Here is a 14,841-nt window from a genome sequence, read left to right as displayed (position 1 = left end):
CGATGCTTCTTCTTCTTGGTTCGTTTCTGGTGCTGATGCTGATCGGGGTGCCGGTCGCCATTTCGATGGCCGTCGCATCCGTGCTGTATATCGTGCTTTACGGCGTGGCGCCCGATATCATCGTTGCCCAGCGCATGATTGCCGGCGTCGAAAGCTTTCCGCTGCTCGCCGTTCCCTTCTTCATCCTGGCGGGCAATCTGATGAACTCGGCGGGTGTGACCGGCCGCATCTACTCCTTCGCGGTGGCGCTCGTCGGCTGGATGAAGGGCGGGCTGGCGCAGGTCAATATCATCGGCTCCGTCATCTTCTCCGGCATGTCCGGCACCGCACTTGCCGATGCTGCCGGCATCGGCACGATCGAGATCAAGGCGATGAAGGATCACGGCTATCCCGTCGAGGCCGCCGTCGGCGTGACGGCGGCGTCTGCCACGCTCGGCCCGATCTTCCCGCCGTCGCTGCCCTTCGTGATCTACGGCATGATGGCGAATGTTTCGATCGGCGCTCTGTTCATGGCCGGCATCCTGCCCGGCGTCGTCATGACGCTGTTGATGATGATCACCGTCGCCGCCTTCGCCTATAAGAAGCGCTGGGGCTCCGACGCGCCCTTCGATATCAGGCAGCTGCTGTCGGCCGGCATGGAAATCGTCGTCGTCCTGCTGGTGCCTGTGGCGATCTATCTGATGATGCAGGCCGGCATGTCGATGAATGCCGCGGCCGGCATCGCACTTCTGGCACTTCTGGCGCTCGATTGGTATTTCGGCTTTTCCGCCGTGATGGCGCTGATGACCCCGGTGATCCTGATCGGCGGCATGACCATGGGTTGGTTCACGCCGACGGAGGCCGCCGTCGCCGCCGTGCTCTGGTCGTTGTTCCTCGGCCTGGTGCGCTACCGCACCATGACCTTTTCGACACTCGCCAAAGCCAGCTTCGATACGATCGAGACGACGGCATCGGTTCTGTTCATCGTCACCGCGGCCTCGGTCTTCGCCTGGCTGCTGACGGTCAGTCAGGCGGCGCAGCTGCTTTCGGATGCGATCCTGTCGATCACCGACAATAAATGGGTGTTCCTGATCCTGGTGAATCTCCTGATGCTTTTTGTCGGCTGCTTCCTGGATACGATCGCGGCGATCACCATCCTCGTGCCGATCCTGCTGCCGATCGTCGCCAAGTTCGGCATCGATCCGGTTCAGTTCGGACTGATCATGACGCTGAACCTGATGATCGGCCTGCTGCATCCGCCGCTCGGCATGGTGCTTTTCGTGCTGTCGAGGGTCGCGAAACTCTCGGTCGAGCGCACCACCATGGCGATCCTGCCATGGCTTGTGCCGCTGTTCCTGGCGCTGATCCTGATCACCTTCGTGCCCGCCGTCTCGCTCTGGCTGCCGCAGCAGCTCGGATTGTTGAGATAGGATGGCCATGATGCGGACACGTCTGGCACGGCTCTACCAGAAGGGCGATCTCAGGGTCGAAACCGACACCGTTCCGGCTCCCGGCCCAGGCGAGGTGCTGCTCAAAATGGCGGCCGCAGGCATCTGCGGCTCCGATCTGCATTATTATCAGGATGGCGGCTTCGGACCGGTCAGGGTTCGCGAGCCGATCATCCCGGGCCACGAAGCCGCGGGAAGCGTGAGCCGGGCCGGCGAGGACGTCGACCTCAAGGCCGGCGCGCTGGTGGCGGTCAATCCGAGCCAGCCCTGCGGACATTGCGAATATTGTGAGAAAGGCATGCCGATCCATTGCCTGGAGATGCGCTTCATGGGCAGCGCCATGCGCCTGCCGCACGAACAGGGCATGTTCCGGGAATGGCTGGTGGTGCCGGCCAGGCAGTGCTTCGAAGTCGGGCCTGCGACAACGGCCGCCGAAGCGGCCTGCAGCGAGCCATTGTCGGTCTGCCTGCACGCCGCATCACGGGCCGGCGATATCACCGGCAAACGTGTCCTCATCACCGGCGCCGGGCCGATCGGCGCGCTGATGGTTGCGGTTGCCGCTTATCACGGTGCGGCCGAGATCGTGGTGACCGATCTGGCGGATGCGGCGCTGGAGAGGGCCAAGGCGATGGGCGCCAGTCGCACGATCAATGTTGCCCGGGATGCCGCAGCGCTTGGCGAATTCGAGGCGGGGAAGGGCTATTTCGATCTCGTCTTCGAATGCTCGGCTGCCGCACCCGCGATCCGCAGCGCGATCGCCGCCATCCGGCCGCGCGGCACGATCGTGCAGGTCGGCGTCACCGGAGAGATCCCGATCCCTCTCAACGCGATCGTCGGCAAGGAGATTCACATCCACGGAACGCAGCGCTTCCACGAGGAATTCGCCACCGCCGTCGCGCTGATCTCCAGTCGTCAGATCGACGTGCGGCCGATCATCAGCCACAGCCTGCCGCTCGAACAAGCCACCGCCGCTTTCACCCTTGCCGGCGACCGCACTGCCGCCTGTAAGGTGCAGCTTACGTTCTAGGGCGGCGCGCTCGGCGCCGTCTTACTCCGTCCCGGCACGCCATTCGCGATAGGCAAGATGGATTTTCGCCCCGATCGTTGTCAGCGGCTGCGGCGGCAGCAGAACCGGCGCCGCCAGGCGGTCGTAGATGCGGCCGAGTTCGGAATCGTGCCCGAGCACGCGTTCGGCCGCGGCGATGCCGGCGGCGGTGGAGTTCGATGCGCCGAGGCCGTTGCAGCCGCAGGCGGCGAAGACGCCACGTTCGATTTCTCCGAAGGCCGGCACATGGTTGCGCGTCAACGCCATCGCGCCTCCCCAGCGATACTGCATGCCGACACCGGCGAGACCAGGAAAACGATGGGCGAATTTGCCGTCATGCAGGCGGCCGGCGCTGCGAATGGCGGCATCGCTGATCCGGATGCCCGGATTGTAGCTGTAGCGCGATCGCACCAGGATGCGGTCGCCGCCGCCGGTGTTGATGCGCCGCACCGTCGTTCCCATCGGCAGCGCCGGGGTCGCCGCCCACTTCCTTTCGCCGCCGAGCCTTGCCGGATCGAACTCCTCCGTCAGGGAGGCATAGGTAAAGACATGCGGAAGACGCCCGCGAAAGAAACCGAAGCTTTCCGCATGGCCGTTATTGGCGAGGATGATCTTGCCGGCCTGCACCGATCCCTTCGGCGTCTTCACCAGCCAGCCGTCGCCGGAGCGCACGAAGGAGAGGGCCGGCGTCTGCTCGAACAGCCGCACCGGCTGCTTCAGGCAGTCGGCCACGCCGCGGATATAGGCGGCCGGCTGAATGATGATCGTACCGGGTGAGAAGAGCCCCGAAGTGAAGGTCTTCGATCCGGTCACCGCCTCGACTTCCGGGCCTTTGAGCAGGCGGTGCGCTTCGCCCATCTTCGAAAGCTGCTGCGAATAGGCCTCGAGATGCTTGTCGCCTTCAGCACTCATTGCGACGCTGTACCGGCCGCAGGCATCAAACAGATCTTTTCCCCAGCCGTTCTCAGCGGCGAGTTCGCTCGCCAGCGCAATCGCCGAACGCTGCAGGAGCACGGAGTCGCGGAACCTGGCTTCCGACTCGCCGCTGAAATCGTCCGAGGAAACCTCGTGCGGCAAATCGATGATGAAGCCGGAGTTGGCCCCGGCCGGGCCTTCAGCGACGATGCCGGCTTCGAGAACGGCGACCCGGACGGTGGGATCGAGCCGCGAAATCCGGTGGGCCGCCGACAGGCCGGCAAAGCCGCCGCCGATGATCGCGACGTCGATGCTGATCGCTTCATTCAGGGCCGGGCGCGGCATGCGCGGCGCAAGCGTCGCCACCCAGCCCGACACACCGGCGCGTTTGGGAAGCCTGGATGCGACGAAGACGTTCTGTGCGGCCCGGGTCACGGTCAAATCGCTTCCCGCTCGATGAGCGGTTCGAGCGCGCGCCGGAGAGCGGGAAGCTTTTCCGGGGCAAGAGCGCGCAGCGGCTTTCTCGGGGCGCCGGCGCCGTAACCGATCAGCTCGGCGGCTGCATAGACGGACTGCACGTAGTCACTTTCCCAGATCAGGCCCATCGCCGGCTCCAGGATTTTCCAGAGTTCGCGGACCTCGTCCCATTTGCGCTGAGCCGCCGCCTCGACGAGGGCAACAGAGGTTTTTGGCGCGAAATTTGCGCCACCCCAGATCAGGCCGTCGCATCCGGCATAGAGCGTATAGGGAACGAGAGGGTCGGCGCCGTTCATGACGAAACGGCCGCTGCGGATGAGGGCTGCCTGTTTTCCCAAATCCCCGCTGCTGTCCTTGACGGCACAAAAGCCCGAAATGTCGTTCAGTCTGTCGAGGAGCTCCGGCGTAATGGCGACACCGACCGCCTGGGGCACGTTATAGCCGATGACGGGAAGGCCAGATCTGGCGACCTCGGCGTAGAAATCGAGAATGCCCTCGTCGTCGGTCGGCCCTTCGAAGAAGGGCGGAAGCACCATCACGCCTTCGGCGCCGGCGTCGCGGGCGCGAGCGGTCCGCTCCACCACGTCTTCCACCAGCAAGGCCGAGGCCTGGGCCATCACCTTGGCACGGCCATTGACGATCTTCGCGCCCCGGCGGACCAGTTCCTCGGACTCCTGCTTGGAGAGATAGACGTGCATGCCGGTTCCCGAGCTGAACAGGAAGCTGCGGACGCCTGCGGCGAGATAGTGTTCGACGTTGACTTCAAGCCGTCCGTAATCGATGCGGCCGGCATCATCGAACGGGGTGGTGATTGCGAGATTGAGTCCTGGAAAGGGAAAGGCGGTCATCGATGGAAATCCCGTTGCGTTAGGCCGAAGGTCGAGCCGGATGGAGCTGCGTCTATGATTGCCTGACCTAGAGGGTCGGCGTCTGTAGTCCCTCTGGGGCGGCGTACATCACCATGTTCCGCCGGGAGAGTTCGATATGCAGCCGCGCCAGCTCGCCGGAGGCATCGGCGTCACGCCGCTCGATGACCTCGATCATCTCGTCGTGCTGATCCGATGCCAGCTCGAGTTCTTCCTGCATGCGCGGCGTGTTCGGGTGCTGGTAGAAGATCTTGCCGATCCTCGCATGGTCGATCTGCAGGCGGCGCAGGCTTGGAACGACGTAGACATTATGAGCCATGTCGCCGATCTGGCGGTGGAATTGGTCGTTGTAGAAGACCCGGCCCTCGACGTCGCAATCATCGACCGCCTTGCGGAAGGCGCGCTGGATCTGCTTGAGAACCGAGAGTTCCGCTTTCGTCCGGTTCTCGGCGGCGAGCTTGTTGGCGGTAATGTAGATCATCGGCGCGAGCAGGAAGAAGTCGCGCAGCGAGTTGTAGCTCATGGAGCTGACGCGAGCGGCGCGGTTCGTCTCGAGCTCGATATAACCCTCGCCAGCCATCTGCCGCATCAGCTCGCGCACCGGCGGTCGTGAAAGCCCGAATTCTTCGCTCAAAGCCACTTCATCGAGCACCGCACCTGGAGGCAGTTCCATCGTCAGGATGCGCCTGCGCAGTGCGAGTTCGAGGCTGGACTTGCGATCGGGCGTGGCAATTTCGCTATTCATATTGCAGCTCGTCTAAATAATTTCTTTTGAAGACATTATGTAGACATAACGCGGACGTCAAGGCTTCAGTGATTTCCCGATGGTGAGCCACAGCAGAATGTTGCCCTGCCGCCTCACGTCTGCCGACAGACTGCTCACCTCAAAGTGCGCTATCGACGTGGAAACAAAAGCGGGCTTGGCTTGTTACCGGTAAGCCCTCACGGGAATTTTCTCGGCCGGGCGTGCATCCGTATTGGAGCAGGACATGGATACAGCAACGCAATGGGCTCTTCTTCTCGGCGCTCTGACGCTGGCGAGCTGGATCGCAGGCGGGCTGACGGCCGTCTTTGGAAATGTGGAACCCGGTCATTCCCGGCAAAAGGCGGCAGAATATCTGATCTTCGGGCTCAACGCCGGCGGCCTCGTCTCGGCAGTCGCCATGGTTGTGATCCTGGTGATCCGCTGACGTCGATCAGGCGGGTGGCAGATCGAAATGTCCCCGTTCTAGCGCCGGGCGGCGATATGTTCCGCGGCGGAGGGTGCAGCCTGGTGCGGACGACGGAAGACGCAGACCTGGTTGCGGCCAGCTTCCTTGGCGCGGTAGAGAGCCATGTCGGCCTCGTGCTGGAGATTGGCCAGTGAGATGTCGGAGTCGAGCGCCGATTTCAAGGCTACTCCGACGCTCAGAGTGACGGAAGGGCCGACACCGGAGGAAGGGTTCGGAAGGGCGGCGGATTCCACGCTTTCGCGTATTCGTTTTGCCACCGCGACGGCCTCGTCTTCGTCGACATCCGGAAGCACGATCAGGAATTCCTCTCCGCCATGGCGCGAGACGAGGTCGCGATCGGCCCGCACGCAGCTCTGGATGATGCCGGCAACCTTGACGAGGCAGCGGTCGCCCTCGCCATGACCGAGCTTATCGTTAAGCGCCTTGAAGTGATCGATATCGCACATCAGCATGGCCGTGACGACGCCTGTCTCACCGCCGTTGCGCCACAGGCCCTCGAGCGTTTCCATCATCCAACGGCGGTTGGCGATCCCCGTCAGCGGATCGGTTCTGGCCAGCCGCTCCAGCCGGGCGTTCGCATCGGCCAGTTCCGCCACCCGGCGCTGGTCCCTGCAGTCCAGGAGAAAGGTCTTCTGCGCCAGGATGTTCATCGTCCGCCGGGCAACGACGGTCGCAATAATACCGCAGGAGAAGAACAGGGTCCCGGCAATGACGCTGCCGGTTTCCGCAAGCGGGTTGTACCACTGCAGGATGAAATAGAGGCAGAGGGCATAACAGGCGATGGCGATCGTCCACGCCAGCGGGGCGCTGAAGATGGTGATTGCGCTCGTTGCGACGAACAGCATGATGGTCAGATGCCGTTCGTAAAACTCCCCTCCGGCAAAGACGCCGACGAGTGCGACCGACAGCAGAATGATGAACATCCCCCCGACCAGCGATGCGCGCTGAACCGCCGCCGGGCGCGGTTTGCTCCAGACGACCGCCGTAAAAATTGCCGCCGGCGGCAAAAGGCAGGCGGGAGCGACCATCGGCAGGACGATTTGGTGGGGAAGCAGAATAGCGTTCAGCGCCAGCGTCAGGATATCGACGAATGCCACCCATATCATCCAGGACCGGATGACCTTCGCCGTCTGCCGCCATGACCTCTCATCATATCTGCGGCGCAGATCCCCCGTCAGGCGGATATCGCGGGTCCGGCCCGATAAAAGACGTTCGACCTCATCCGCCGTGGCGCCATTCAGTGGCCGCGGCGAGAAAGACCCGGCGGCAGAACCTTCGGAGGAGGTGCTTTTGGCATCATTCATCCTTGGATTATCTAGCCGCGATCGCACGCTCGGCAAGGTTTGCGCCTGGATGTCCTGATTCCTATGTTGATATTTTGTAAACAAGATTTCCTGCGTGATCTGGGCCAGATCGTCCCGATCATGCTACGAACCCTCGTCCGAGAGGGAACAGGATGAGACTCAAACTGGTTGCAGTTGCGGTCGCGGCGCTGGCGCCGGTGGTCGCGATGCTCGCATACAACGAAGTCGCGCTCCGCCATCAGCGCAATGAAGAGATGCGCGCATCCGCGGCGCAGGCAGCCAGACAAGCATCCTCGGAAGTCGACAGGATCGTGGAGGGTCTGCACGCCCTTCTCGTGTCCGTCTCTGCCATGCCGTCCGTGCGGCACCTTGAGGTCCAAGGCTGCAATGAAGCCCTCAAATCGGTCGCCGAAAACGTTCCGAACATCCGCACCATCTTCGTCGTCGGGCTCGACGGACAGCCGGTCTGCGGCAGCATGGCTTTTCCCGATGGCGTGATCTTCTCCGATCGAGACTATTTTCAGCAGGTCCTCGACACCAAGGGGTTCGCCGTCGGCACCTATACGCAGAGCCGCCTCGTCGACAGACCGGTCCTGCCGCTCGCCATGCCCCTGATGGAGGGCGACGCCGTCAAGGCCGTCATCGTCAGCGGCATCCGGGTGGATTGGCTGCAGAACCGCATCACCGAACGCGGCGTCGCGCCCGGCAATGAGGTGACGATAGCCGACGGCAAGGGAACCGTCGTCGCGCACGTTCCCCTTCCGGAACGCTTCGTCGGCACTGTCATTTCCGAGGAATACCAGCGCCTGGTCCATGCCGAGCAGCCCGAAGTGATCGAGATCACCGGCAAGGATGGAACAACGAGCGTTCTCGGCTATCGGCCGATCGCTTTGCCTGCCAGCCCGCTCTATGTCAGCGCCGGCTTCTCGAAATCGGAGGCCTTCGCGCCGATCAACCGGGCGACGCTGATGAATACGCTCGCCATCACCGGCGGTGCGCTTTTCGCTTTTCTTGCCGCGATCTTCATCGGCAACCGCTTCATCCTCGTGCCGATCTCCAGGATCGCCGAAGTGATGGAGAAGTGGCGCAGCGGCCAGACGACGGCGCGTACCGGCATGACGGGAGCGGACGAACTGGAGGTCGTCGGCGCCACCTTCGATCGGCTGCTCGATGAACTCGACGAGCGCAGACGCCGGAACGAGCAGGCAGAGGAAGAGCGGACCCTGCTCGTCCGCGAAATGGCGCACCGGGTCAAGAACGGCTTCGCCCTCGTTCAGGCGATCGCCCGGCAGACCTTCTCGCGCGCCAATCCGGAAAGCTACAGCTCCTTTGCCGAAAGGCTCGCCGCACTTGCCGGCACATATGATCTCATTCTGTCGCGGGAGGGGTCGGCCGCGCCCATCCGGGAGATCATCTCCGCCGCCTTGCGGGCGCATATCGCCTCGGAGGAACGCATTCGTCTCGATGGCCCCGACGTGGTTCTTCCCGCCGATATCGCCCTGCCGCTTTCCCTCGTGCTTCACGAACTGGCGACCAACGCGACGAAGTACGGAAGTCTTGGAAGCGAGCATGGAACCGTCGCCATCGAGTGGCAGCACGAGGACGGGCGCGTCCTGCTCGTCTGGACGGAGGCCGGCGGGCCGCCGGTGTCGACGCCGACGAAAAGAGGCTTCGGCTCGGTCCTGATCGAGCGGGCCTTTTCCTCCAAGGCGCAGGCGCGCTCCAGGTCGGACTACAGGCCCGAAGGGCTCGTCTTCGAAGTTGTCTTCCTGACCGGAGATCCCGCAGCGACGGCCGAATAGAGGCATTGTACCGGCACTCCCCTAGCGGATGGACCTGTCTATTTCCCGGCAGGCGGACGCTGCAGATCGATGCGGCTCGTCACCACGGATTTGCCTGAGGCCGGGTCCTGATCGACCGTCTGAAGCCGAAGCCTGTCCTGCCCCAGTTTCTCGATCATCAACGTCGCGTTGCGATCGCCATTGACCACGCGCGCCCAGGTCACGCGAAGATTGAGCGCCTCGCCCTGTCTGCTGCCGACCAGTTTGGATGGCTGTCCCGATGGTCCGATGTAGTTGCCGGTGTAGCGTTGTCCCAATGCTTTGACATTGGCCGAGAAAGCTCTTGTGAAGACCGCAAGGCCGCGACATTTCCCGTTCATCGAGACCGCGGATTCACTCGCGTCTGATTTGAGGGTGCAGGAAACATTGAAGTTTGTGCCGCCGATCCTGGTGAGTACCATCCCGGTCCCGCGCCAATCGCCCGCCAAGGATCGCAAAAATCCCGCCTCCGACGCCTTTGCGGTGTGAGGCAGGCAGGACAGCGAGAACATAGCAGCAATCAGAGCAGCACGCATGAAAGCCTCCCCGGTTAACCGGCTCTACCAAACCGCTGAACGCTGCCGATTGTTCCGCAGAGGATCGGGCTCTGGTCGGGACCGCAGCCCACAATCCGCCGTTGACGGGCGGTGCGCAAGGCTGCGGCGCTGAAAATCGATAGAGGCCTTGTCGGCGGCGCGCGGCCGCGCTGATCAGACGCTCCCCGCCTTACACCTTTAGACAAGGCGGAGGGGGGAATGTTCTGGCGCCCGGATTTCGAATGGCGGCAAAACCGACGCCGTCGATCGTGTTGTCGTTGCGGGCAATGAAGCAATACTCGTCATTTGCATGAGGCGCTGCGACGACGCAGGAATTGGCCCCTTGCGGTATGACGTAGGTCCAGTCCGTTGATCGCGAAGATGGAGGCCGTCCCATTCGGATGGGGCGCCGGCTGCTTGGTGAACAGGATCGCATCCTGCGGCGGTGCGACGGCGATCGGCTGATGGTTCCGGCAATCGGGCGAAAAGGCGAGCTGTGCGGCGGCAGGCAGCGCGGTTGCGAGGAGAGAGAGGGTGGGCCGGTCAATCTGATGAAATATCCAGATTGCCGGGGATCGGCCGCCTGTTGTGAAACATCAGCGCATCAGGAGGGACGGATATGTTGCGGATACTCACCAAGGACATGTTCGAGGCCGAACGGCGTGCTTTCGATGAAATGTTTCGGGCGCGCGCCGCCGTCTTTCGCGACCGGTTGGGATGGCAGGTCGACGTCAAGGACCAATGGGAAAGGGACCGATACGACGAGGCGGAGGATCCCGTTTATCTCGTGACGCAATGGCCTTCCGGCACACTGACGGGTTCGCTGCGCCTGCTGCCGACCACGGGGGCGACGATGCTCACAAGCGAGTTCCGGGATTTCTTTGATCAGCCCATTGATGTCGATAGCCCGACATGCTGGGAATGCACCCGCTTTTGCGTTCATCCGCTGGCCGGCGACGCCGATCAGAATTCGTCGCGCACGGTGGCGACCGAACTGCTCTCGGGGCTTTGCGATCTCGCGCTCGACACCGGCATCGAAAGCATCGTCGGCGTTTACGATGCCACGATGATCGGCGTCTATCGCCGGATCGGCTGGAGGCCGACGCCGCTTGCCCGGTCGAGGCCCGAGATCGGCAACCTGTATGTCGGTTTATGGGACGTGACCGCAGACAATAGCAGGACACTTCAAGCCAATCTGTCCCGACTTCTGGAGACGGGTTCCCTCTCTCCCGCGGCAACGGTCGTCGGCGAAGGACGCGGCGGCATGCGGTGAACGCAGCGCCGACCCGATCGCTGCCCCGGCGGTCTGAGGACGGATGCGGGTGTCCCTCGGCCGCGGGATATGCCGCGCCGCGCCTTAACGCATTTTTCACGTCATGCCGGAAACAGGCTATTATCAGTAGTCGCTAAATGATACCCATGCGAGCAGAAAATGAATCACACAACCACGAGTCCAACTCATGCTGAGCAGTTCTCGTTTTTTCGACTGCCTGGACCGGATCTCCGCCTCACCGACATTGCAGGATCTGGAAACAACGCTGGATGAAGTCCGCCACATCTATGCGATATCGCATATGGTTCTGCATGTGACCCGTTCGGCGACGGCAGACGACAATCCCCTGCTGATGCTGACCTACCCGCCGGAGTGGGTGAAACAATATATTGCCCGGGATTATTTCAGCATCGATCCCGTCGTGCGTCTCGGCCGACGCGGCTTTCTGCCGGTGGAGTGGTCCGCATCGAAATGGGATTCAGGCCGGGCCTGCGGTTTCTTCAAGGAGGCGATGGCCTTCGGCATCGGCCGGCAGGGCGTCACTCTGCCGGTGCGGGGACCGCAAGGCGAGCGTGCGCTGTTTACGGTCACATCCACTCACGCCGAATCCTACAGGCGACAGTTCCGCATGGACAGTATGCGCGACCTGCAGTTTCTCGCTCACCATCTTCACGACAGAGCCATGGTTCTGTCGGGGATGAGCAAAACCGCGGATTTTCCTCAATTGTCGCGCCGCGAGCTGCAATGTTTGCAGATGACCGCCAACGGCCTTCTGGCAAAGCAGATTTGCGCCCGGTTGTGCATTTCGGTGAGCGCGGTGCAGCTCTATCTCGCCTCGGCGCGCCGAAAGCTGACCGTTGCCACGACGAGCGAAGCGGTCGCCAAGGCGACGGCGCTGGATTTGATATAAATCTGGCGATCGCGCTTCACCGCCTGCCTCTGGTGCGCGTCGCAAGGACATTGCGGATCGAGAAGCTGGAATGAATCCTGAGAACGCCCGGCAGGGTCGACAGGATCTCCTTGTGGATGCGCTCGAACTCGCCCGGGCTGGCGACCTCGACGCGCAGCAGATAATCGGAACCGCCTGTCATCAGAAAACATTCGCGGATCTCGGGATGCCGGCGGACCGCCGCCTCGAAACGGTCGAGATGGTCCTCGGTCTGCCGCTCGAGCGTGATGTTGATGATCACGGCGATCATCTCGTCGGCATTGCCGGTGTCCACCAGCGCCGTATAGCCGCGGATCACCCCTGATTTTTCCATGATCTTGATGCGCCTGAGGCAGGCCGATGGCGACAGGCCGATCTCGGCGGCGAGCTTGGCATTGCTCATGCGCGCATCGAGGCGCAGCAGTCTCACGATATTGCGATCGATCGAGTCGAGAGCGGGCATGATGGATTATTCCAAAGTTTCGTCGATTATGCGGATAATAGGCAAATCATGCAGTAATCGACTGCTGAATTCCAGGCAATTTCGCGCATTGTTTCATAAACTTGCCTGAAATCGGGGGGTGGACATGGATAGCGATATTTTGGTTTCCCGCACACGCAGCACGACGACCGCACAGGGAGCCACGGGTTATCTGACGATCGATCTTGCCGCGCTCGGCCGCAACTACCGCAAGCTGGTATCGATGCTGGCGCCGGTCCGCGCCGGAGCCGTCGTCAAGGCCGACGCCTACGGCCTTGGCGCCGAGCGGGTCGCGAGAGCGCTCTACGGCGAAGGCTGCCGGCATTTCTTCGTCGCTCAGTTCGTCGAGGCGGTGAGGCTGCGGCCGACGCTTGCGCGCAACGCCCAGATTTTCGTGCTGAACGGCTTGCAGCCGGGCAACGAGATCGCCTGCGCCGAGATGGGCATCGTCCCGGTTCTCAACTCGCTGGCCCAGTGGCGGCAATGGTCGGAGACGGCGCGCATGCTGAAACGCTGCCTGCCGGCCGTGCTGCAATTCGACACCGGCATGTCGCGGCTCGGCTTTCCCCGGCAAGAACGAGCCGAACTGGCGGCCGCGCTTCGCGACGGCAGCAATGTCGAAATCCTGTTCATCATGAGCCATCTGGCTTCGGCCGATGATATGGAGAGCGATCAGAACGGCGAGCAATGGGCCGAGATGTCCCGCATTGCCGACGAATTTCCCGGCTTCGACATGTCCTTCGCCAATTCCGGCGGGGTCTTCCTCGGCGATGCCTATCACGGCGTGCTCGCCCGCCCCGGCATCGCGCTTTACGGCGGCGCGCCCAACGCCGGCGGGACGAACCCGATGGAGCCGGTCGTCAGCCTCGACGTCGCCGTCGTGCAGACCCGCACCGTGCCGGCAGGCACCAAGATCGGCTATGGCGGCGCGCATGTCGCTGAGCGGGAAATGCGTCTCGCCACCATCGCCGCCGGTTATGCCGATGGTCTGCCCAGGTCGCTCGGCGACCGCGGCGCCGTCTATGTCAACGGCATCCGCCTGCCGATCGTCGGCCGCGTCTCGATGGACAGCGTGACCGTCGACGTCTCGGAACTGACCGAAGGCACCCTGACACTGGGCAGTCTGGTCGAAGTGCTCGGCCCGAACCAGACGCTCGAGGACATTGCCGGCGATGCCGGCACGATATCTTACGAAATCCTAACCGGTCTGGGCGATCGTTACGACAGGCAATATCGCTGAGAGCCCGGCGGCTCCATTATTGGGAAGATCATGAAAGTCATTGTTCTGGGTGCCGGTATCGTCGGCGTCACATCCGCTTATCAGCTGGCCAAATCAGGTCACGAGGTCACGGTCGTCGACCGGCAGAAAGGCCCGGCGCTGGAAACGAGCTTTGCCAATGCCGGCGAAGTCTCCTTCGGCTATTGCTCGCCATGGGCAGCGCCCGGCATTCCGGCGAAGGCGATGAAGTGGCTGTTCATGAAACATGCGCCCCTCATCCTGCGCCCGAAGCTCGACATGGCCATGCTCTCCTGGATGGCGCGGATGCTGTCGAACTGCACCTCCGAGCGCTACGCGATCAACAAGAGCCGCATGCTGCGGCTTGCCGACTACAGCCGCATCGCGCTGGCCGACCTTCGCGCCGAGACCGGCATCGCCTATGACGAACGCATGCAGGGAACCCTGCAGCTGTTCCGCACGCAGCAGCAGCTCGACGCCTCGGCAAAGGACGTCAAGGCGCTGGCGGCCGACGGCATTCCCTATGAGGTGCTGGACCGGGACGGCTGCATCCGCTTCGAGCCGGCATTGAAACATGTGCGCGACAAGATCGTCGGCGGCCTGCTGACGCCGAAGGACGAAACCGGCGACTGCTTCAAATTCACCAATGCGCTGGCCGCCAAAGCCGAGACGCTCGGCGTCCGCTTCGCCTATGGCACGACGATCAAGGCGCTGGATGTCGAGGCCGGCCGCGTGCGCGGCGTCGTCACCGATCGTGAACGGATGAGCGCGGATGCGGTGGTGGTTGCGCTCGGGAGCTATTCGCCGTTGCTGCTCAAGCCCTTCGGCATCGGCCTGCCGGTCTATCCGGTCAAGGGCTATTCGCTGACCATCCCGATCACCGATGCGTCGCGCGCGCCGGAATCGACCGTCATGGACGAAACCTACAAGATTGCCATCACCCGGCTCGGCGACCGCATCCGCGTCGGCGGCATGGCTGAAATTTCGGGCTATACCAACGATCTCGGCTTCGCCCGCCGCAGCACACTGGAACATTCGGTCACCGATCTCTTCCCCGGTGGCGACGTTTCCAAAGCGTCCTTCTGGTCCGGCCTGCGCCCGATGACCCCGGATGGTACACCGGTGATCGGCCCGACCAAGATCGTCGGCCTCTTCCTCAATACCGGCCACGGCACGCTCGGCTGGACGATGAGCACCGGTTCGGCACGGTTGATCAGCGATCTGGTCGGCGGCGCCAATCCGGAAATCGACGCGAAGGATCTGGCAATTAACCGGTATCACTGAAATATGCCGGGGAACG

At 62.8% G+C, this 14,841-nt stretch carries 14 protein-coding genes; 8 read left to right on the top strand and 6 right to left on the bottom strand.

The window, feature by feature from the left end; all coding sequences use genetic code 11:
• Positions 1–2: 2 nt before the first annotated feature.
• Together ATY75_RS01685 and ATY75_RS01680 are read left to right on the top strand one after the other, a co-directional pair.
• The gene (locus ATY75_RS01685; RefSeq protein WP_064844843.1) at positions 3–1,409 is read left to right on the top strand and encodes a TRAP transporter large permease; all 1,407 of its coding nucleotides are present in this window, start codon (positions 3–5) and stop codon (positions 1,407–1,409) included.
• A gap of 10 nt (positions 1,410–1,419) precedes the next feature.
• Positions 1,420–2,454: an L-idonate 5-dehydrogenase gene (locus ATY75_RS01680; protein WP_088936251.1), complete on the top strand. Its 1,035-nt coding sequence runs from the start codon at positions 1,420–1,422 to the stop codon at positions 2,452–2,454.
• A 21-nt stretch (positions 2,455–2,475) separates the two neighbouring features.
• Here ATY75_RS01680 and ATY75_RS01675 read toward each other — a convergent pair whose 3' ends face one another.
• The 3 genes from ATY75_RS01675 to ATY75_RS01665 all read right to left on the bottom strand — a co-directional run bounded on the left by ATY75_RS01675 (position 2,476) and on the right by ATY75_RS01665 (position 5,475).
• A complete protein-coding gene (locus ATY75_RS01675; RefSeq protein WP_088936250.1) occupies positions 2,476–3,822 on the bottom strand; it encodes an FAD-binding oxidoreductase in 1,347 nt (448 codons plus the stop codon).
• A gap of 2 nt (positions 3,823–3,824) precedes the next feature.
• The gene (locus tag ATY75_RS01670) at positions 3,825–4,712 is read right to left on the bottom strand and encodes a dihydrodipicolinate synthase family protein (protein ID WP_088936200.1); all 888 of its coding nucleotides are present in this window, start codon (positions 4,710–4,712) and stop codon (positions 3,825–3,827) included.
• 67 nt (positions 4,713–4,779) lie between these two features.
• Positions 4,780–5,475: a GntR family transcriptional regulator gene (locus tag ATY75_RS01665; protein ID WP_088936199.1), complete on the bottom strand. Its 696-nt coding sequence runs from the start codon at positions 5,473–5,475 to the stop codon at positions 4,780–4,782.
• A gap of 244 nt (positions 5,476–5,719) precedes the next feature.
• On the opposite strand from ATY75_RS01665, the gene ATY75_RS01660 reads away from it, so the two are divergent.
• Positions 5,720–5,920 carry a hypothetical protein gene (locus ATY75_RS01660; RefSeq protein ID WP_088936198.1) on the top strand — a complete coding sequence of 67 codons (201 nt, stop codon included), beginning with the start codon at positions 5,720–5,722 and terminating at the stop codon, positions 5,918–5,920.
• Positions 5,921–5,958: 38 nt separating this feature from the next.
• On the opposite strand, the gene ATY75_RS01655 is transcribed toward ATY75_RS01660, so the two are convergent.
• The gene (locus tag ATY75_RS01655) at positions 5,959–7,266 is read right to left on the bottom strand and encodes a GGDEF domain-containing protein (RefSeq protein WP_088936197.1); all 1,308 of its coding nucleotides are present in this window, start codon (positions 7,264–7,266) and stop codon (positions 5,959–5,961) included.
• Between the two features lie 152 nt (positions 7,267–7,418).
• Here ATY75_RS01655 and ATY75_RS01650 point away from each other — a divergent pair, with 152 nt between their 5' ends.
• Positions 7,419–9,068, top strand: a complete 1,650-nt coding sequence (locus ATY75_RS01650; protein ID WP_088936196.1) for a cache domain-containing protein — start codon at positions 7,419–7,421, stop codon at positions 9,066–9,068.
• 38 nt (positions 9,069–9,106) lie between these two features.
• On the opposite strand, the gene ATY75_RS01645 is transcribed toward ATY75_RS01650, so the two are convergent.
• A complete protein-coding gene (locus ATY75_RS01645; protein ID WP_064844829.1) occupies positions 9,107–9,622 on the bottom strand; it encodes a hypothetical protein in 516 nt (171 codons plus the stop codon).
• Between the two features lie 619 nt (positions 9,623–10,241).
• Between ATY75_RS01645 and ATY75_RS01635 the strand changes: the two genes are divergently transcribed.
• On the top strand, positions 10,242–10,895 hold the full coding sequence (locus ATY75_RS01635; RefSeq protein ID WP_088936194.1) for an acyl-homoserine-lactone synthase: 654 nt from the start codon (positions 10,242–10,244) through the stop codon (positions 10,893–10,895).
• Positions 10,896–11,082: 187 nt separating this feature from the next.
• The gene (locus ATY75_RS01630) at positions 11,083–11,805 is read left to right on the top strand and encodes a LuxR family transcriptional regulator (protein ID WP_088936193.1); all 723 of its coding nucleotides are present in this window, start codon (positions 11,083–11,085) and stop codon (positions 11,803–11,805) included.
• A gap of 16 nt (positions 11,806–11,821) precedes the next feature.
• Here ATY75_RS01630 and ATY75_RS01625 read toward each other — a convergent pair whose 3' ends face one another.
• Positions 11,822–12,286 (bottom strand): Lrp/AsnC family transcriptional regulator, encoded by a 465-nt coding sequence (locus ATY75_RS01625; protein ID WP_088936192.1) that lies wholly within the window; start codon positions 12,284–12,286, stop codon positions 11,822–11,824.
• Between the two features lie 124 nt (positions 12,287–12,410).
• Between ATY75_RS01625 and alr the strand changes: the two genes are divergently transcribed.
• Together alr and ATY75_RS01615 are read left to right on the top strand one after the other, a co-directional pair.
• Positions 12,411–13,544, top strand: a complete 1,134-nt coding sequence (alr, locus tag ATY75_RS01620) for an alanine racemase (RefSeq protein ID WP_088936191.1) — start codon at positions 12,411–12,413, stop codon at positions 13,542–13,544.
• Between the two features lie 30 nt (positions 13,545–13,574).
• On the top strand, positions 13,575–14,825 hold the full coding sequence (locus ATY75_RS01615) for a D-amino acid dehydrogenase (RefSeq protein WP_088936190.1): 1,251 nt from the start codon (positions 13,575–13,577) through the stop codon (positions 14,823–14,825).
• Positions 14,826–14,841: the final 16 nt, after the last annotated feature.

The organism is Rhizobium sp. N122 (assembly GCF_002211295.1).
Classification (GTDB): Bacteria; Pseudomonadota; Alphaproteobacteria; order Rhizobiales; family Rhizobiaceae; genus Rhizobium.
Note: the sequence above shows the minus strand (reverse complement) of the source record. Positions and strands in the feature narration are given on the sequence as shown.